Origin of the sequence: Bacillus sp. FSL H8-0545 (genome assembly GCF_038006105.1) — a bacterium.
GTDB classification, from domain to species: Bacteria; Bacillota; Bacilli; order Bacillales; family Bacillaceae_G; genus Bacillus_A; species Bacillus_A cereus_U.
In genome coordinates, this window is the sequence record NZ_JBBOUO010000001.1 from 4,683,775 (window position 1) to 4,703,782 (window position 20,008).

Consider the following 20,008-nt stretch of genomic DNA (forward strand, 5'->3'; position numbering starts at 1 on the left):
TAACAAAAATTCCAATGATTAGAAATATGACATCTTATCTTTTAAGATAGTTTTAAGGAAAGATTATATTATATAGAAAAAGCCATCCAAGATGAAAATTGGATAGCTTTTCAAACAAAATATTACACCGCTTTAGGAGCTTTTCTCTCATGTCCACGTTGAACGATGAACAAGAAGACTGTTGATAAAATTGCACCTGTTAATAGTAAGATAAAGCAACCATCCCAGCCAGAACGATCAACAATAACACCAATTGCTGCGTTTGCTACAAGACTTCCGCCCACATAACCGAACAGACCACACATACCAACTGTCGTACCTACTGCAAATTTCGGTACTAATTCCATCGCACTTAAACCGATTAAGAACTGTGGTACGTAAATTAAACATCCGATAATAGAAACTGCAATACTTACAACAAGTACGCTAGTTGCTTGCCAATATACAAACGTACCAATAACAACTCCAACCATACTAATAATACACAATGGCATACGTTTCCCTTTAAATAATTTATCACTTAAAAGACCAACAATTAATGAACTTGGAATTGCCATACCTTCAAAGATTGCGTATGCTGCATGTGCTTCATTTTTTGAAAAACCTTTAACTGTCGTTAAATAAAGTGGAACCCAGTTAATAACACCGAAACGAATTAAATAAACAAATGCATTCGCAATACATAAGAACCATACAAATTTATTTTTCACTACGTATTTCATTAAAATTTCTTTTGGTGACATCTTGTTAGCATTATCTGCTTTTTCAAGATTTTCATAGTCATTACGATACTCATCAATCGGAGGAAGACCTTCCGATTCTGGTGTATCCTTCGCATTAATCCAAACAAGAACTGAAATTACCATTGCGATAATAGCTGGGAAAATAAACACGCCGCCTTGCCAATGGTTTTCACCGAAAATACCTACACCGATTCCGACAAGTGGTGGTACAAGCATTCCGCCAACGTTATGTGAAATATTCCAAATACCTGTTTTCGTACCACGCTCTTTCTTCGAGAACCATTTTGTCATAACGATACTACAAGGTGGTGCTCCCATACCTTGTACAATACCGTTCAGGACAAGTAATGTAACAATCATTCCAAATGAATTTGCAAATCCGAAGCAGATATTTACAAGCCCTGATAAGAATAATCCGACTGCGATAAAGCGCTGGGCAAAAGCTTTATCTGATAAATTCCCCATAAAAAACTTACTAAATCCATAAACAATTGCCATTACTGAACCTAGTAGTCCAATTTGAGCTGTACTAAAACCATATTCTTGTACTAAATACGTACTTGATAACGTAAAGTTACTACGAACTAAATAATAAGCAGCATACCCAACTGAAATTCCAATTAGTACACGAATACGCAGTAATGTATATACTTTAGCGATCATATCCGCTGGTAATCTCTCAATTGCAGGTGCTGGCTTAAGCCATTTAAACATATTTTTTCGTCTCCTTTTCTCACTTTTGAGAGAGACGCTGTCTATTCCATATCTCGATTATTCCACTATTTGATATATTTTGGTTCGTCCTTCTAACTGGCTGGCCTTCTATTTCTTTCTCGTTCTTCGCAAACATCGTTGGTACACCAAACGACACTTTTTCTAGAATATGCCCCGCTTCTTCTGATAAACAATAATCAATAAATAAATCCGCAATAATACCACTCGGCGCACGTTTTAGTTTTGAAATCGCATTGACAGACAAACCTGTTTGCTCAGGTTCGTTACTTAAAATAGGAAAGCCTCGTTTTTGAAGCATTCTCTGATCTCCCATAAAATTGATGCCTATCATATATTCACCACTTGCCACAAGTTCTGCTGGTATGTAACCATTCACTGTTACTTCTCCAACCTGTCCTGCAAGATGCTTCACATACGCCTTCGCTTCCTCTTCACCTAAAGTATCAATAAGTGATTGAAAAAACGTATATGCAGTACCCGAAACATTTGGATCTGGCATAACAATCTTTCCAGTGTACGCAGAGTTTAATAAATCTTGCCACCTGGATGGATACGGTAGACCGAGCGGTGCTATTTCTTCGTTCCACCGCTCTTTATTAATTGCGATTGCCAATTTCTCTACTTCGTAACCGTACCAATAACCATCTTTATCTTTAACAGTTTTTGAAATACGATTCGCATGCTGGCTCGTCACAGGAATAGACAGATCTTTTTGCTTCATCATTTGATGTGCATCTACTGTACCGCCAATAATAATATCCGCTTTCGGATTTCCAGATTCCTCTTCCACTCTTCGAAGAAGTTCTTCTGTCGAAAGACGAATAAATTCATACGTACATCCTCGCGGTTTACAAAATGATGAAAGCAATGCCTCACCAACTTCCTCGCGGGCCGCTACATATGCAACAAGATGACGATCATCCAAAATAGGGAGACCACTTTTATTATATTTAATAGAGGTTGTATCTCGAGAGCAACTAGACATCGCTCCTCCAATTACTAGCAAAAAGAAGAAAAAGGCTATCTTTCTCATGACGCATTCTCCTTTACGAATAACTCTGCTAGAGAGCCTTTCATATACATGACATTCCCGTTATTATCACCGAGGTATTGCACAACAAAGTACGATGGATACACAGAAATCGTAAGAATATCCTCTCGCTCATTCTTTACACGCTTGCCTGTTTTATAGGCAGTAATATAAGCAATCGGTTCATTCTGTGATTGTAATAATTTCTGAATTTCTCCGTAATCTGTAATTTGCTTTGCGTATCGAATAGAATCAAATATTTGCGTAAGATCTATAGTACGTATTACATCCCCCTGCCTCACTACAACTTCCTTTGCCTCCGCAAAGAAATTACTAATGCGCTCTGGTGTATAATACAGACTTAACAAATACGTTTGCAATGCTGAGATCATCGGATCCGTACCATTCTTTCCGTATACATTAGCCTCATACTGGAACAAGTCACCTACTGCAAAAGTACGTTTATGTCCATTCAAGTACGTTACTTCTCCAGTAAATACTTGTTCTTGATTCCTCGCTTCTCTCGGTTCTACTCGAATTCGGTCAAAGAATGAAACAATCGTATGCAAACGAACTTCATCCGTTACAACAATTTCTCCCCACTTCTCATGCCTTACTTTCACTTCAGTAGGAAGGGATTCATTCACTCTTTGTAAAACGGCTTGTTTGTCATCCACAATCGTGATTCGATTATATATTTGCTTCTCAATAACATAAAACAAAATAAGAGAAACGATCATACAAAAGACAAACACAAGAATTTGAAATGATAGCCTTTTCATTTCTGCCTACCTCCAAGATAAAAAAACGTTGTTTCGAAAATACCGCATAATTGTTTCATAAATGTATCATTTAACCGCTTTCAAGTTTTTTATGTCTTCCATCCGTCTTGGGAGCAAAAATGTCATACATATTGTAGTTCCCATTTCTTCACTACTCTCAATTCGCATACTCCCGCCTTGCTTCTTCATAATCTCCTGACAAATGTATAAACCATAGCCATTCCCGTAACTAGAAGGAAGCACCTTACCTTCCGGAGACTCATTCCACTCTGCAAGCACACCTTCATCCATACCAATACCATCATCATGAACAAAAACCTTTGCTTCCTGCTCATTTATAATTACATTCATACGAACTCGCGTAGCATCACTATATTTAATCGCATTATCAAGCACATTCAAGAAAATTTGCTTCGTCTTATCAAAATCCGCAACGACGTGTACTTCCATTAACTCATTCATAACTTCAATTTCAAACTGCCGCAACCTGAGTTTCACAATCGAAACTGCTTCTTCCGCCAATTCCTTTATATTCACGACTGTAGGTGACACTTCAAACGTACTCTTCCCGTACTTTGAAGACTTAAGTAATTCCTCTACAAGTGATAATAGACGCTCACTTTCTACAGCCACATAACGGAGACTCTCCTGAACATCTTCCTTCGATAGTAACTTCGGAATTAAATCAACATAACCGATAATTGCTGTTAGCGGTGTTTTTAACTCATGTGTAATCCGGTCTAAGAAATCTTTCTGTTTCTCTTTCTCTTCCTTCAGCTGCTTAATATGTAGTTCAATTCCATCAGCCATCGCATTAAAGGATGCTGAAAGCTGCGCAATTTCCACATACTCATTTAGCTCAATCTTACTTTCATAATCCCCATTCGCAAGTCTATGTGCCATTTGTCTTAACTGATCAATCGGCTTATGAAGAGACTTCGCTAAACGAATCGCAAAGAAAATACCCGCAGCTACTAAGCAAATTGACGTCATTAAAAACGTCCAGCTCACATTTGTTAAAACTTCCTTCTCACCCGTTAACTCATTTATAAAACGAATGCTCCCAATGACATCGTTTCCATAATAAACCGGACTTGAAAACAAAAGAATGGGCGCCGGATCCCCTTCCTCGAAAACATAAGCTTTCTTTCCCTTCAAAGAACTCTCAATATCGATATTCCGATGAAGTAATGCTCCTTTTTGTGTATCGGCAACTACGTCTCCATTCTTCCCAATCATCTGCACACGGACATCCATTCGCTTCGCCAAATATGAAGCAATTAATAGCGAATTAGGACCTAGCGTCTCCACTTCTGCTTCCTTCTCTAAATAATTCATCGTATAAATTTGGGCTTCTACACTTAATTTTTCTAAGGAATCTGCCGCATTATGATACACATTCTTCTCCAGTGCAATATACACAACTGCATACAAAAGAACAAGAATTGGAATCAACAATCCAACTATTCCAAACACCATATTTCGTTTTAAAGACATATCATCACCTTTTAGCAATCAAGCTTATATCCAACACCATAAATCGTCTTAATATACTCCCCACTATTCCCGAGTTTCTTTCGAAGTCTTTGCACCATAATATCAACCGCTCTCGTATTTCCGATATACTCAAAGCCCCATACTTTCTCAAGTAACTCATCTCTCATAAACACACGCTGAGGATTCGAAACAAACAACTGACATAAATTAAACTCTCGATACGTTAACTGAATTTCCTGTCCACTCACATGTACCTTTCTTTCCTTTGGACAAATTACCAATTCTCCTGCTCGGATCACCTCATGAGTAGAAGACACTTCCTCCTTCCTCACACGCCGACTCATATTTTTCACACGAAGAATAAGCTCCGCATAATTAAAAGGCTTCGTCACATAATCGTCCGCACCAAGCTGCAAACCAAGCAATTTATCATTCATCTGACTCTTCGCTGTTAGCATAAGCACTGGAATATCACGATCCTTCTCTCGGAATAAACGTAATAACTCATACCCATCCGTATCAGGAAGCATCACATCTAAAATGAGTACATCCGGCTGCTCATTCCATCTCTCTAAAGCTTCTCTCCCATCAGCTGCCGTCAGTACTTCATACCCTTCCATTTCTAACTGCATCCGAATCAAATTACGAATACTCGATTCATCATCAACTACAAGTATTTTCATCATTCTCCTCCTTCCATCCTGTATTATAGTACAGTTTAGTATAGCAAAAATCATACAAAAAAAGAGAGGGTATTGTCGAACATATATTGAACGACGATACCCTCTCTTTTTCATTTCTACTTACTTCTCATAGCCATGAGGTTTCTCCTGATGCCAATTCCACGCGTGTTCAATAATTGTTTTAACCTCTACATACTGTGGATTCCATCCTAATTTCTCTTTCGCCTTTTGTGAAGAAGCAACTAGACGTGCTGGATCTCCCGCTCTTCTTGGTGCTACTTCTGCTGGGATTTCATGATTCGTAACTTCACGAACAGCTTCAACGATTTCTTTAACACTGAAACCATTACCATTTCCTAAGTTATAGAAATCACTTTCCCCGCCTTTTTGTAAGTCTTTAAGACCAAGGAAATGAGCTGCTACTAAATCTTCGACATGAATATAATCACGAATACAAGTACCATCTGGTGTATTATAGTCTTCACCAAACATCATAATCTTCTCACGTTGTCCTAAAGCTACTTGTAAAACTAAAGGAATAAGATGAGTCTCAGGACGGTGATCTTCACCAATAATACCGTTTGGCGTTGCACCAGCTACATTAAAGTATCTAAAAATCTTATACTTTAAATTAGAAGCTTGGCTATACCAATGAAGCATCTTTTCAATCGCTAACTTCGTCTCTCCATACGTATTCGTTGGATTTGTTACCGTCTCTTCAGTAATAAGATCAACATCTACCTCACCATAAGTTGCTGCAGTAGAAGAGAAGATAAATTTATCTACTTTGAACTCATCCATTACTTCTAGCAAGCAAAGTGCACCGTACACATTATTATTATAATATTGAAGCGGTTTCTCCATACTAACGCCAACTAAAGAATCAGCTGCAAAATGCATAACCGCCTCAATATTTTCTTGTTTAAAAACATCTCTTAGAAAACCTTTATCACGAAGGTCCCCTTTATAAAACTTTGCACCCTCTGTAATCGCATCTTCATGCCCAGTTTGTAAATTATCAACTACTACTACAGATAGGCCTTCATCTATTAATTTTTTTACAGCGTGAGAACCGATGTAACCAGCTCCACCGCATACTAAAATTGAACTCATGTTCTTCCTCCCGCTCATATGTTAGAATCTTATAGTTACTTCCCTATTATAAAAGGTATACGATTTAACGTATACCTTCTGATTTATGCATATTATTTAGCTACAAAATAGTCCGTAACATATTGTGCCCAAATTTCATATCCTTTAGCACCTGGGAAACCGAACTCCTCTTGTAAGTACGGTAAAATCTCCTTCGTAGTTGCATTTGGCCACGCTTCCCAATGGTCAATATATGCATAACCATTTTGCTTCAATTGCTTTCGGATAATTTTTCGCACTACTAGAAAGTTCTCCAACAAACTTTTGTGCATTAGCGACAGAATTTCCATTACCCGTTTTATTATTGTCTGTAATGAACGGTGCTTCAAATAAAATAACATCTGGATTTTCTTTCGCAATATCTTGAGCACGTTTATTCGTAATCAGTTCCTCAGTGCTTTCATTCTTGTATTCCTTAACCATCTCATTCCATAGACCTTTTCCATAATTGGCATCTAAATTCGATACAAACTTAGACACCCAAGCATCCTTTGCAGGTGAAAAAGCCTCATCACCAACAATAACAATGTTTACTGCCTTCTTATCAGCTGCGGCTTTTTTTAATTTCTCTTTTACTGCATCTGGTAAATTCTTTGCATATGCTTCATTAAAAGATACCTTTGCATCTTGCTTTTCTTCTTCCTTTTTCGTCTTCGTATTCTCTACTTTAGTCTTTGTCGTTTGTACTTCATCTGTTTGTGCTGTTGCATTCGCAACTTTTTTATTCCAGTGTATCTTACCACTTACAATAGCAGCTACAGACAATACGAACATAACAAGGATCGTTATTGCTTTTTCACTCATCGATTTACCTCGTCTAATAGTCTTACATTATATAATACTAATATAAAAACATAAAAAATAAACCCGACTCTTTCCAAAAGAGACGGGTTTATTCCTATTATTACTTATTTTAACTCTAGATATGTTCTTAATTTATTCGTTAAATCTTTTTTCGCTGCTTCTGGAACATAGTAGTACCAAATACCATCAGCTGCTTTATGTCCGTCACCTGAGATTTGAATATCTTCACTATTTTGTAAACAATCTTTATAATTCTTTTGCATATCAAACATTTGATCTTGCGTTAAATTTGTTTTCACGTTCTTTTGAATTGCTGTTAATACATCACCATAACTTGTAAGTGAAGAGAAATTTGCGCCCTTTTTAATAACAGCTTGCATCACTTGACGTTGACGCATTTGACGACCGAAATCGCCGCGTGGATCTTCTTTACGCATACGAGTATATACTAAAGCCTGATCACCTGTTAAATGAATATCACCCTTTTGGAAGTGTTTTCCTTCAAGTGAGAATTCTAAATCATTATTAACATCTACACCACCGACCGCATCAACAATATCCTTAAATCCTTCCATATTAACTTCCACATAGTAATTAATTGGAATGTTTAAGAACTTCTCCACTGTTGCAACAGACATATCTACTCCACCAAACGCATAAGCATGGTTAATTTTATCACTTTTTCCTTTACCGACAATTTCCGTATACGTATCACGAGGGATACTTAACGTCTTCATAGAATTGTTTTTCGGATTTAAAGTAATAACCATTAAAGAGTCAGAACGTCCTTTATCTTCACCGCGTTCATCTGCACCTAGTAATAGGATTGAAACAGGTTCAGATTTATTGATTTTTTCTTCTTGTTTATTATTTTGATCACGCTTTAAAGGTTCATGAACTTCATCTAATGTTTTTGAAACAGAAGAATATATATTATAAGCGTAGACTCCTCCACCTATAATTAATACTCCTATGATTCCTAATATCCAAAATAAGATTTTCTTTTTCATTATTATAGACCTCTTCTTTCCATCATTCTGAATAAATATCCAGATAATAAAAGTATCAATTTAGTCTCTTATACTAAGAATGAAATTCTATAACCATTATATCAAAGTATATTCTATCTTAAGTAACCTAAACCTTTGATGGATTTTTCTTTCCCAAAAGCATAATCAATATTATTTCACTTTATAATACTCTACATACCAATTAGCAAACTCCTGTAAGCCTTTTTCTATAGAAGTTTCAGGTTTAAAATCTACAGCCTTCTGTAATAAATCAGTTGATGCATAAGTAGCTGGTACATCTCCTGGTTTAATAGGCTCAAACACCTTTTCAAATGCCACTTCCCTTCCTAAAGCTTTACCTAGTACTTTCTCTAATGTTTCAATAAACACCATTAATTTTTCAGGGTTATTGTTTCCAATATTGAATACTTTATGTTCAACATCACCTTTAGGTGGATTACTTAAAAGACGTTGAATTCCCTCAACAATATCATCTATATAAGTAAAATCACGATATAGGTCATTTTCAAAATCACCATTATTAAATATCTTGATTGACTCCCCAGCAAAATACTTATCAGTAAATCCAAAGTAAGCCATATCCGGACGTCCCATAGGACCGTACACCGTAAAGAAACGAAGTCCAGTAGCAGGAATTTTATACAAATGACTATACGTATGAGCCATTAGTTCATTTGATTTCTTAGTAGATGCATAAAGTGATACTGGATTATCTACAAAATCTGTTTCCTCAAAAGGAACCTTTTTATTTGCTCCATAAACGGAACTAGATGATGCATATACAAGATGATCGACTGGGTAATATCTACATGCTTCGAGAATATTATAAAAACCAATAATATTACTTTGAATATATACATCTGGATTTTCAATTGAATATCTCACGCCAGCTTGTGCAGCTAAATTCACTACAATATTTGGCTTGTACTCTTCAAAGATCTTAGTAATCATATCCTTATCAGAAATATCCCCTTTAATGAAGGTAAATTTCTCATATGGCTTAAGTTGCTCCAAACGAGCATATTTAAGATTCACATCATAATAATCATTTATATTATCAACACCTATTACTTTGCAACCTTGCTCTAGTAATTTTTTAGATAAGAAGTATCCTACAAAACCAGCGGCTCCAGTAATAAGGTATATTTTATTTTTATCTAGAGGCTTGTAAATCACTGTTATTCAACTCCTTCATGCGATCTCTACTTGTTGATTTTCTACCAATAGAATGATATTCTATGCCTGCTTCTTGCATTGCTTGCACATCATAAATGTTTCTACCATCATAAATTAGAGGTGTTCGCATTAATGTTTTATAAATTTCTGGAGTTAATGCCTTCACTTCTCCCCATTCTGTGAAAATAAAGCAGACGTTTGCACCTTCTAAAGCTTGTTCAATATCCGTAGCATATGTGATATTACCGTTCTTATTTTTTCCCTCTGGATACACTTTAGCAAAGTTATTCGCACCTACTGGATCAAATGCATAAATATCTGCGCCTTGCTCTAACAGTAGAGGAATATTTTCAAAAGATGCAGCTTCTCTTAAATCATCTGTACCAGGTTTAAATGTCAATCCTAATACCACCACTTTAAGACCGTTAAAAGTAATTAATCTTTGACTCGCTTTTTTGTATAATAGAGTCTTTTGATCTTTATTTACATCAATGGCAGCTTTTATCGTTCTTAATTCATAACCGTTTTGTCTCGCTAAGTACTCTAATGCTTTAGTATCTTTAGGGAAGCATGATCCTCCAAACCCAATACCTGCATTTAAAAATTTGCTTCCAATACGCTCATCAAAGCTCATACCTTTTGCAACATCTTGAATATCCGCACCAACTAACTCACAAAGATTAGCAATATCATTCATATAAGAAATCTTAAGAGCTAGGAAATCATTAGAAGCATATTTAATCATCTCTGCTGATCTTCTATTTACTGAAACGATAGGTAAATGGAATGGTTTATACAGATCCATTAACACTTTTTCAGCCCATTTACTTTCTGTACCAATAACAATTCTTTCTGCATATAGCGTATCATGAACCGCAGATCCTTGAGCTAAAAATTCTGGATTTGATGCCACTTCTACTTTCACATCATTAACTAAAAAGTCCTGAATAAACTGCTCTACTTTGTCATTTGTTCCAATTGGAACGGTTGATTTTACAACAATAAGGCAATCCTTTTCTACACTTTCAGCAATTTGTTTTGCAACGGTTGCAATATATGAAAGGTTTGCAGAACCATCAGCTTGTTCAGGAGTTCCTACACCAATGAAAATTGCATCTGCATCTTTATATGCTGACTTGTAATCCGTTGTATAATTAATTCTTCCAGCAGCATAATTTTTCTGCATTAAACCCTCTAAATCAGATTCATAAATTGGTGAAACACCTGATTTCATTAATTCAACTTTTTTCTCATCAATATCAACGCAAGTTACTTGATGACCAACCTCAGCAAAACATACACCTGCTACCAGACCAACATACCCTGTTCCTGCTACTGCTATTTTGTACATATTTACCTTCCTCTTCATATCTTAATTCACAATTCTATATCCCTCAATAATATAGAAGAGACAAGCACCATACTACCTTATATTAATAACTTAATTTGATATTCATTTCCTTTTAAAAACTAACTAAAATAATTTCTTAACTTAGTACCCAAATAAAATAGAACTAAATCCCTTTTATTTTTTTTGCAGGCACTCCAGCATATAACGAATTCTTAGTTGCCCTCCCCTTAACAATTGAACCCGCGCCAATAACAACATTATCCTCAATAATCGTTCCCGATAAGACTCTTACTCCTGCCCCTAACCAGACATTAGAACCTATACTAATAGATTTTGGAATTACTGGATTATCCCTATATACAGTCCCCGAAGTATAATCATGTTCAAAAGATACAATTGTACAATTATGTGCAATTGAAACATCCTTTTTTATTTCTACTCCACCAGTAGCGTCAATGTAACATAGAGGATGGAAGCTAACATTATCCCCTACTACTAAATTTTCTAACTTAAAGAAATATACTCCAGGTTTAATTAAAACATTATCTCCACAAGATTTGCATAAAACTTTAAATATAGTATATCTTATCCCTAAACCTAAATATCCTGGTAAATTTCGATTTAACCCTAATAAAGAATACAATATCTTCCGTGGGAATAAATTCCAAATACCCACCATTATTTTTAGTAAAATTTGGAGTTTTTTTGCTTTCTCTCTTCCTCTCAATTTTTTCAAGCCCTCCCCATTAGATAATTAATAATATCCTGTTTTACTTTATTTTTATTTGCCCCATATTTCAATCTCCAAATAAACAATGCAAGCATTCTAAAAGGAACTGGATAAATCCTATATTTATTAATAATTTTTGGTATTGGATGATTATTTTCTTTCAAAATATTGAATAATGTAATTCTTGCTAAATCCTTATTTAAAATCTTTCCTAGTCTTTTTTTCATAGATACCTTTTGTATAGATGAACTTGTATTATTCTGATGTCTTCTATAGCACATTAAAGGCTCAGCAAAAGCATAACCTTTATTATAAGTTAGTAATAATTGTAGTAGAGCGAAATCCTCCCCTTGAACTAAGGTTGGAAATCCCCCTACTTTCAGAAAATCATCTTTTCTTACAAGAAGGCTACTTGTAGGTACTGAATGGATACGAAAATTCCAATCAAAATCTATTACTCTTGGGGGTAAAGTGTATAAATCAAATACTTTTTCATGATTCTCCGAAATTATACTATCAGTTTCAATATCATCATGTATTATCAGGCCATTTGAGAATACAAAAGAAATGTCTTTTTCTTCTTTGAAAATTCCCATTTGTTTTTCGAGTTTATTAGGAAACCAAATATCATCGGCATCAAGAAAAGCAACAAAAGCCCCATTAGCAACACTGACTCCCTTGTTCCTTGCGCTAGAAGCCCCACTATTTTTCTGAGTAACATATTTAAATCTTTTCTTATTATTTTCTAACCATTCAATCGTTCCATCAGTTGATCCATCATCTATAATAATAATTTCTTTATTTGTGTACGTTTGATTTTCTATACTTTTTACCGCAAATTCTATTAACCTTCCTGGATTATAACTTGGTATTATAACACTAACTAATGGCTCTTTCATCAATCCCCATCCACCTTAAAAGCTTCTTTAAATTCATTAAAATAGTTTATCTTCTTCTCCTTCAGGATGCTCTCTCTATAATTCTTAATCTCATTAATTCCTAAACTGGAAAGTTCACTTAGTAAAGAAGGAGACTCCATTAATCTTGTAATGGCTTTAGCTAATCCCTCATAATCACCGACAGGGGCTATACACTCTTTAGGTAGAATTTCAATTGACCCAGAAACTTCTGTTGATACTACCGGTAGTCCTCTAGCTAATGATTCAAGAACTACCCTAGGCATACCCTCAGTAAGAGAAGATAGGACAAATAAATCATTTCGATCATATAAATTAAAAAGTTCCTCGCCCCATGGTACAAAACCATGAAAATTCACATGTTGTTCTATTTCTAAATCTTTCACAAACTGTTTTAATTCAGATTCAAGTGGACCTTTCCCAACTATATTTAATTGGATATTATAATTAAAGTTTTTTACAATGAAATGAAGCGCTTTTATTAAAGTCTTTTGATCCTTATAGGGACTTAAATTACCTACATTAATTATTTTAAAAGGTTCTGACTGTTGTTCCCAAACCCTTGATTTTTTTATAAAAGAATCCGGCAATCTTAAATCACTTATTACTGCTGCTTTAATTTTATTTTTCGGCGCATATCTTTCTTTTAAAGTGTTAGAAACATAAATACACCCATATGCGCTTTCAAGATGTTTCATGTGCATCTTTAGAAAAATTTGTTTCACAACCTTAGCAAAAGGAATACCCCTAGCTTTTAAAAAGCCTTCATGCATCGATTGCTCTCCTCTACTTTCAACAACATAAGGCTTTTTATACTTTTTTAAGGCACTAAACGCAAACTCCGCTTCAAATGATGGACTATGCAATATTCCACCATCTAACGATTTAACTAACAAATGAATCTTATTTCTCATTTTTACTATACCAATTGCATCTTTTTTCTTAATAGCAGATGAATCGATAAACTTTATCCTTTTATTATCAGCCTTTTTACATCCAATTGGGAGTGTAGTTACTTTTTTTAGTGGAGCTAGAACAAAGATTTCATCAAAACTTTTAAGATATTCATCCCACATCGTATTATTATATGATGTCGTTGTCCAAATCCCATCTTGATTTTCATAGTATTGTGAACTTATAGCGAAAATTATTTTCATATACTAAACCTCTTTTTTCCTAAATTTCATATATATTACTAATGGAAGAATTAAAACTAAATCCTTTGTAACATGCCATAATATTAATCTTGAATCGTGTAACAAAAATTCTGCACCAAATGTCACTAACAAGCCAGATACAATTGGTGTAATACTCCCCAGTTTATTTCTATTTATTACTTCATTAATGACTTCTAAAAAATAGCCAAATATAATTGCTAAAGTCCATATCCCTAGTAATCCAAAGTTTACATAACTTTCAGCCCAGAATCCTCCTATTTTTGCCGTAGTAGGTCTATATTGCTCATAAAATCCTCTACCAGATTCTGCATCATGGGACAGAGCAATCATTCCTGGGGGTTTATTTGGTACAATCCAACTAGGTAACATAGTTAAAATAGCATCAACATAAGTTTTTCCATACTGGTAATCAATATTACCGTTTGGTTGTAATTCTTGATAATATAACATCCAAATATAATATCGCCCCAAATCTGTAGCAATTGTGTAACCAGGCGTCAACTGCTCATATTGATTTTGAATAGAATTTCGATAATTACTATCTACAAGATAATTCGTATCATATTCTGCATATTTGAATAACTTATATTGTGTAAGCAATGGTATTAATACAAGTGTAATTATTATCAGTTTTGTGATATTAAACTTTTTATTTAAATAATTTATATAGATATGCAATCCCCAAAATGAATAGATCAAAATAAAAAATCGGCTTCCTCTATCTAAATTAAATAGTGAAATCAAGACTACAATAACTAGTAAATATACTATTCCTAAAAATTTTACAGCTTTGCCTTGCTTAGGAACCTTACTAGCCCAATTAAAATATAAAAATATTAACCCTACACTAAAAAAATCATTTAGAACATAAAGGGTCCCAGTTAATACCCCTAAACCTACTCCTGATTCTATAACCATATTTGCACTAAAACCAACTAGTATATAAAGAAGGGCGAGTAAAGAAATATTAGGTACCTTTATTTCTCCGTTATTAAAATTTTCTTTTTTCGCTCCCCATCTAATCTTTTTTCTAATATAACTTCCTAAAAAAAACAACGGTATTATCGGTAACGAAGTCCAAGCGATAAAAGTGATTAGACTAGTAAAATTAGATGGTAAATTATTTGCGATTGGTTGACGAGTTATCAAATGGTACAATGGGGAATAAATAAAAATTAATATCGAAGTATAAGTAAAAACAGCCCAAATATCCAAAGTGGGCACCTTATGAAAAATTATTAATACTATTCTTCGAATTATAAATAAAGCTGTAATTGCAATAGGAATTACAGTCAATATTTCATTCGTGCTTAAGAACAAAAATGATATTGAACAAAAAATCGAAAAAAAGATTACGAGTAATACATTAATTAGTAGTGGTAATGAAATTAAATTTCCAACCTTACCCATGTTGTTGTGTTTCATAACTTACTTTCCTTTCCTTTCATTTACTTTATTCACCCTTAAAATTATTGCAAATCTTCCAATTGCAGTAATACAAGAGCCCACAAGTAAAGTAATAGCGGCACCATATAATCCCCATATAGGTATTAATAAAAACGAACAAATACATGTGGCAATTAACATAAAAATAAGTTGAGGTAACTCATTCTTATAGGTCTTAGTTGCAATAGTTGCGTACCCCATAAATTCAGCAGGATATCTAAAAATAGTCGCTGCCATTAAAATGGTTAAAAGTGAAGAGTATTCAATATACTCCGGTCCAAAAAGAATGTACAATAACAACTCTCCAAGATAAAAAGTCAATAACGTACTTAACAGGCCTAACATCACACCGAAGGCAACTAATTTGTTAAATAATTTATTAAAATCACTCTTTGATTCTCGATTACTATAACGAGATAACCTATTGCAAAAAGATTGCCCTATTGCACCAACAAGAGTATTTCCAGCTATCATTAAATATGAAAGGGCTGTGAAGTATCCCAACTTTTCTGTATCCATATAATAAGTAATAAAATACCTAGTTATATTTGTATTTAATGAGTATAAAAGAGAAATGATCCCTAAAGGCAATAAAGCCCTATATAAATAACTAATCTTTTTAATATCATTAGGTAATCTCAAGTAATCTTTAATATTTTTTTTCCTATTAATATTGATTTTGGGGATATCATATATTAAAAGTATAAACAGCCACGACAAGCCTATACTAAAAGTTGCCAATAAAATGTCTCTTGTTAAATAATAAAAAATAAAGAATAAAAAGGTTGATGAAATACCTTTTATAAAATTTGAAAATCCTACTTCATGAAGCTTTTCTTGTTGTTGTAAAAATCCATAAACTAATTCTGAAACTAATTGTACATTTTTTGCTAGCAAGTAAACTAAAACCAATTGTGTTACGTTAGAACTAGCATTTGTAACAAAGCAAATAACTAATGATGCTATAGTTCCCAATACTACATTTAAAATTACAATTTCAATATAAGAAGATAAATTACTATCTTCACTGGTAACTTTATTTCTAATTTGCATTGTAAAAAACATGTATACTGGACCTGTAATTGCTAGCATTAACCCAAATTCTCCAACAACTTTAGCATCACCTAATCTTGCCAATATGATTATTATTAAAAATTGTGCTGCCATAAAAAATGCTGATCCCATAAAAACCGATATAACTTTAAGTAACATAGACTTAGAATTAGTCATAATATCATATAACCCTCTTATTTATAATCATTTCTGTACATTATTAAATATTTTATTTATTACTTCTACATAAGCGTTTAGAACAATATTTCTATCAAATTCTTTTTCTACTTTTTTTCTACCAGCTAACCCCATTTTCTCTTTATCTTGCCACTCCATACCTAAAAAGCTCTCTATTTTTTCTATTAAATCTTGACTGTTTTGTTGCTTAACAATTAAGCCATTTTCTCCATGTTCAACAATTTCTCGGCAACCACTTCTATCAGTTGTAATGATAGGTCTTCCACAAGCAGCACTTTCAAGCAATACATTAGACATACCTTCAGGATAATATGTAGGATGAATAGTACAATGAGAAAGTTTATGAAACTCTTTGACATCACTTTGCATTCCATGATATTGAATTATCCCTTTCTCATGCATTATCTTTAATTTTTCTTCATATTCGTCTTCATAAAATCCTAAAATATGGAATACAGTATTTGGATATTTCTCTCTTATATATTTAGCCGCATCTAAATATTGATCAATCCCCTTCTCTTTCATTACACGCGCAATAAATAGAAAGTTTACTGTCTCCGTTGATGGATAATCTAACACTGAATATTGTTCAAGGTTAACCCCTGATCCAGGTAATAATTTATAATTACTAATAAAAATTCTTTCATTTATAAAGCTTTCATTTTCTTTATTTTGGAAAAATACACATTTTGCTTTTTTTAGTGCCATTTTATACAAAAATAAAGTAATTCGTTGGAGTGCTCCATGATTTTCTACAGCTGTACCCAACCCCGTAATATTAGCTATATAAGGAATCCTATTAACTCGACACATTAATCCACCATAAATATTAGGTTTGATTGTATACGTTAAAACAACATCAGGTTTGACCTTATTAATAATTTCCCAATAATTGTATATTAATTTCAAATCAGTTATTGGGTTGGTCCCTCTTCTGCTAATAGGTGTATTAATAAATTTACACCCCATCTCTTTTAATTCATTAATAAATTCGCCATCAGGAAGTGATATATATACCTCGTATTTTTCAAGCAATTCTTTTATTAATTCTTTTCTAAACTTATATAGACCAACATCATTGTTTGCTAATATAAGTACTTTTTTCATTAAACTACTCTCCTAGCAGGAACTCCGATATAAGTTCCAGTTTTAATTATATTTTTAACAATAACAGCCCCTGCACCAATTTTACACTGGTTAGTAATACTAATATTGTTACTTATTATGCTTCCAATACCTAACCAAGTACCCCTGCCTATTTTAACGGTACCAGCTAAATGTGCACCTGGTGATATATGGACATAATCCTCAATTATGTTATCGTGATCTATTGTAGATGCGGTATTAATAATGCACCCTTTTCCAATATTAGTACAACAGTTTATCACAACACCGGCCATAACAACTGATCCTGTCCCTAGTTGAACTTGTTCGCCAACAATTGCATTAGGATAGACTAATATTGGTATACTGGCTCCAAAAGCTTCAAGTTGTCCTTGAAGCTTTTCTCGTATGACATTATTGCCAATGCCCACAAAAATATCATAATCTTTTATATATTCCGAAACTCTTGTTGATTTATCAATTATTTCTATTCCCATTGAAGTTTTTACACCATCATTATCATCGAGAAAGGCAATATATTTCCATTTATTCATTTTTAATGCAATATCAGCTATAACTTTTCCGTGTCCGCCAGCACCTATTATAAGGAGTTTTTTTTTCATAACTCCACCCTTCCTTTACTGCTCCCCTTAAATGGTTCCATAGTAGCTGCAGTTTCTGAATTAATCCCTTCTCTAATAAAGACTTTCTTGAGAGTTAAAAATATAATTTTCCAATCTGTAATAAAACTTACATTGTCTACATATTCTACATCGTAATTAAATTTGTCTTCCCAACTAATAGCATTCCGACCGTTAACTTGTGCTAAACCTGATAATCCTGGCCTAACTTCATGACGGCGCTTTTGATGTTCATTATATAACGGTAGGTACTGAACTAATAAAGGCCTAGGTCCTATAATTGACATATCACCTTTAAAAATATTAAACAGACCTGGTAACTCATCAAGTGATGTCGAGCGTAAAAATTTACCGAACTTAGTAAGTCTTACACTATCAGGTAACAGCTCACTATTTTCATCTTTTTCATCTGTCATTGTTCTAAATTTATACATTTTAAAAATGTTCCCATGCAATCCTGGTCGCTCTTGTTTAAATAACACTGGACTGCCTAACTTTGTTTTCACGAGAAAAGCTACTATAAGAAATACCGGACTAAGCACTATAATAGCAATTAAAGACAGCATAAAATCCATTAGTCTTTTTATAAACTTTCTATAGGCGCTACCTTTAGAGCTCCTCATTATGCTAACCACAATCCTTTAATAATTTTCACGATTCTATCTAAATCTTCATCCGTCATTTTCGTATCACTTGGTAAGCAAACACCCTTCTCAAATAACTTCTCTGCTACACCTGTTCCAACAAAATCATACTTCTCAAAGAATGGTTGCAAGTGCATCGGTTTCCAAACTGGTCTAGATTCAATGTTTTCCTTTTCAAGAGCTTCCATCACATCGATTGGTCGAATCTTACCATTCAAAGTCATAGAACTTAGCCAATAGTTTGGTTCATTCCAATCATTGCTAGGCATAAACTCAATACCTTCAAGATTTCCTAATTTTCCCTTATAAAAATCGAATATGTATCTTTTCTTCTGAACTCTCTGCTCTAATACTTTAAGCTGCCCTCTACCAATTCCGGCAACTACATTACTCATACGATAGTTAAAGCCTAATTCACTATGTTGATAATGTCTTGCTTGATCTCTGCTTTGAGTAGCCCAAAATCTTACTTTTGAAATTCGTTCCTTATCATTAGAAACGAGCATACCGCCACCAGAAGTAGTAATAATCTTATTTCCGTTAAAAGAGAAAATACCATAATCTCCAAAACTTCCAGTATGCTTACCTTTATAGTAAGTACCTAAAGACTCCGCTGCATCTTCAATTAAAGTAACACCGTACTTTTTACAAAGTTCAACGATCTTATCCATATCTGCAGAAAGCCCATAAAGATGAACCACTATAACTGCTCTTACGTTTGGATATTTTTCGAATGCCTCTTCCAATGCTTTAGGGCACATATTCCAAGTTTCATAATCACTATCTATAAAGACAGGAGTAGCATTTTGATAAATAATAGGATTTGCAGTAGCTGAGAATGTAAGTGTTTGACAAAAAACAACATCCCCCTCCCCTACTTCCCCTACTTCCGCTGCTTTTAGGGCCAGATGAATTGCAGCTGTTCCAGAAGATAGTGCTGCCGCTGCCTTAGATCCCACTTTCATAGCTAATTCTTTTTCGAATCCATTCACATTTCCCCCAAGTGGTGCAATCCAATTTGTATCGAAAGCTTCCTTAACATAATGCATTTCATAACCTTCATCACTCATATGTGGTGATGAAAGAAATATTCTGTCTCCCATTTAAAAAACT

Annotated in this window: 18 protein-coding genes and 1 pseudogene; all 19 read right to left on the bottom strand. The window is 34.0% G+C overall.

What is annotated here, in order from left to right; translation table 11 throughout:
• Nucleotides 1-122 precede the first annotated feature (122 nt).
• Nucleotides 123-1,457, bottom strand: coding sequence for an MFS transporter (locus MHI07_RS24645; protein ID WP_215580174.1), 1,335 nt, complete (start codon nucleotides 1,455-1,457; stop codon nucleotides 123-125).
• A 19-nt stretch (nucleotides 1,458-1,476) separates the two neighbouring features.
• The gene (locus tag MHI07_RS24650; RefSeq protein ID WP_001225622.1) at nucleotides 1,477-2,511 is read right to left on the bottom strand and encodes an ABC transporter substrate-binding protein; all 1,035 of its coding nucleotides are present in this window, start codon (nucleotides 2,509-2,511) and stop codon (nucleotides 1,477-1,479) included.
• A complete protein-coding gene (locus MHI07_RS24655) occupies nucleotides 2,508-3,290 on the bottom strand; it encodes a DUF3919 family protein (RefSeq protein ID WP_000826651.1) in 783 nt (260 codons plus the stop codon). Before MHI07_RS24655 ends, MHI07_RS24650 begins: the two co-directional genes overlap by 4 nt.
• Before the next feature lie 66 nt (nucleotides 3,291-3,356).
• Nucleotides 3,357-4,787, bottom strand: coding sequence for a HAMP domain-containing sensor histidine kinase (locus MHI07_RS24660; RefSeq protein ID WP_340826690.1), 1,431 nt, complete (start codon nucleotides 4,785-4,787; stop codon nucleotides 3,357-3,359).
• A gap of 11 nt (nucleotides 4,788-4,798) precedes the next feature.
• Entirely contained in the window at nucleotides 4,799-5,470 is a 672-nt protein-coding gene (locus MHI07_RS24665; RefSeq protein ID WP_002191221.1) for a response regulator transcription factor, read from the bottom strand.
• A gap of 120 nt (nucleotides 5,471-5,590) precedes the next feature.
• The gene (gene galE, locus MHI07_RS24670) at nucleotides 5,591-6,583 is read right to left on the bottom strand and encodes a UDP-glucose 4-epimerase GalE (RefSeq protein ID WP_097808679.1); all 993 of its coding nucleotides are present in this window, start codon (nucleotides 6,581-6,583) and stop codon (nucleotides 5,591-5,593) included.
• Nucleotides 6,584-6,675: 92 nt separating this feature from the next.
• A pseudogene (locus MHI07_RS24675) lies at nucleotides 6,676-7,426 on the bottom strand (SGNH/GDSL hydrolase family protein).
• Nucleotides 7,427-7,530: 104 nt separating this feature from the next.
• A complete protein-coding gene (gene tagU, locus MHI07_RS24680; protein ID WP_105589800.1) occupies nucleotides 7,531-8,436 on the bottom strand; it encodes a polyisoprenyl-teichoic acid--peptidoglycan teichoic acid transferase TagU in 906 nt (301 codons plus the stop codon).
• 171 nt (nucleotides 8,437-8,607) lie between these two features.
• Complete coding sequence (locus MHI07_RS24685; RefSeq protein WP_105589801.1) at nucleotides 8,608-9,633, bottom strand: GDP-mannose 4,6-dehydratase; 1,026 nt, start codon at nucleotides 9,631-9,633, stop codon at nucleotides 8,608-8,610.
• Complete coding sequence (locus tag MHI07_RS24690) at nucleotides 9,611-10,984, bottom strand: UDP-glucose dehydrogenase family protein (RefSeq protein ID WP_340826691.1); 1,374 nt, start codon at nucleotides 10,982-10,984, stop codon at nucleotides 9,611-9,613. Before MHI07_RS24690 ends, MHI07_RS24685 begins: the two co-directional genes overlap by 23 nt.
• A 163-nt stretch (nucleotides 10,985-11,147) precedes the next feature.
• A complete protein-coding gene (locus tag MHI07_RS24695) occupies nucleotides 11,148-11,720 on the bottom strand; it encodes an acyltransferase (protein ID WP_105589803.1) in 573 nt (190 codons plus the stop codon).
• Entirely contained in the window at nucleotides 11,717-12,613 is an 897-nt protein-coding gene (locus MHI07_RS24700) for a glycosyltransferase family 2 protein (protein WP_105589804.1), read from the bottom strand. The genes MHI07_RS24695 and MHI07_RS24700 overlap by 4 nt, the downstream gene beginning before the upstream one ends.
• A complete protein-coding gene (locus MHI07_RS24705) occupies nucleotides 12,613-13,788 on the bottom strand; it encodes a glycosyltransferase family 4 protein (protein ID WP_340826693.1) in 1,176 nt (391 codons plus the stop codon). Before MHI07_RS24705 ends, MHI07_RS24700 begins: the two co-directional genes overlap by 1 nt.
• Nucleotides 13,789-13,791: 3 nt before the next feature.
• On the bottom strand, nucleotides 13,792-15,219 hold the full coding sequence (locus MHI07_RS24710; protein WP_340826695.1) for a hypothetical protein: 1,428 nt from the start codon (nucleotides 15,217-15,219) through the stop codon (nucleotides 13,792-13,794).
• A gap of 18 nt (nucleotides 15,220-15,237) precedes the next feature.
• Nucleotides 15,238-16,485 (bottom strand): oligosaccharide flippase family protein, encoded by a 1,248-nt coding sequence (locus MHI07_RS24715; protein WP_340826697.1) that lies wholly within the window; start codon nucleotides 16,483-16,485, stop codon nucleotides 15,238-15,240.
• Between the two features lie 27 nt (nucleotides 16,486-16,512).
• Nucleotides 16,513-17,613 carry a glycosyltransferase family 4 protein gene (locus MHI07_RS24720; protein ID WP_105589808.1) on the bottom strand — a complete coding sequence of 367 codons (1,101 nt, stop codon included), beginning with the start codon at nucleotides 17,611-17,613 and terminating at the stop codon, nucleotides 16,513-16,515.
• Nucleotides 17,613-18,233: an acetyltransferase gene (locus tag MHI07_RS24725; RefSeq protein WP_340826698.1), complete on the bottom strand. Its 621-nt coding sequence runs from the start codon at nucleotides 18,231-18,233 to the stop codon at nucleotides 17,613-17,615. The genes MHI07_RS24720 and MHI07_RS24725 overlap by 1 nt, the downstream gene beginning before the upstream one ends.
• Nucleotides 18,230-18,874: a sugar transferase gene (locus MHI07_RS24730; protein WP_105589810.1), complete on the bottom strand. Its 645-nt coding sequence runs from the start codon at nucleotides 18,872-18,874 to the stop codon at nucleotides 18,230-18,232. Before MHI07_RS24730 ends, MHI07_RS24725 begins: the two co-directional genes overlap by 4 nt.
• The gene (locus MHI07_RS24735) at nucleotides 18,874-19,998 is read right to left on the bottom strand and encodes a DegT/DnrJ/EryC1/StrS family aminotransferase (RefSeq protein ID WP_340826699.1); all 1,125 of its coding nucleotides are present in this window, start codon (nucleotides 19,996-19,998) and stop codon (nucleotides 18,874-18,876) included. The genes MHI07_RS24730 and MHI07_RS24735 overlap by 1 nt, the downstream gene beginning before the upstream one ends.
• Nucleotides 19,999-20,008 lie beyond the last annotated feature (10 nt).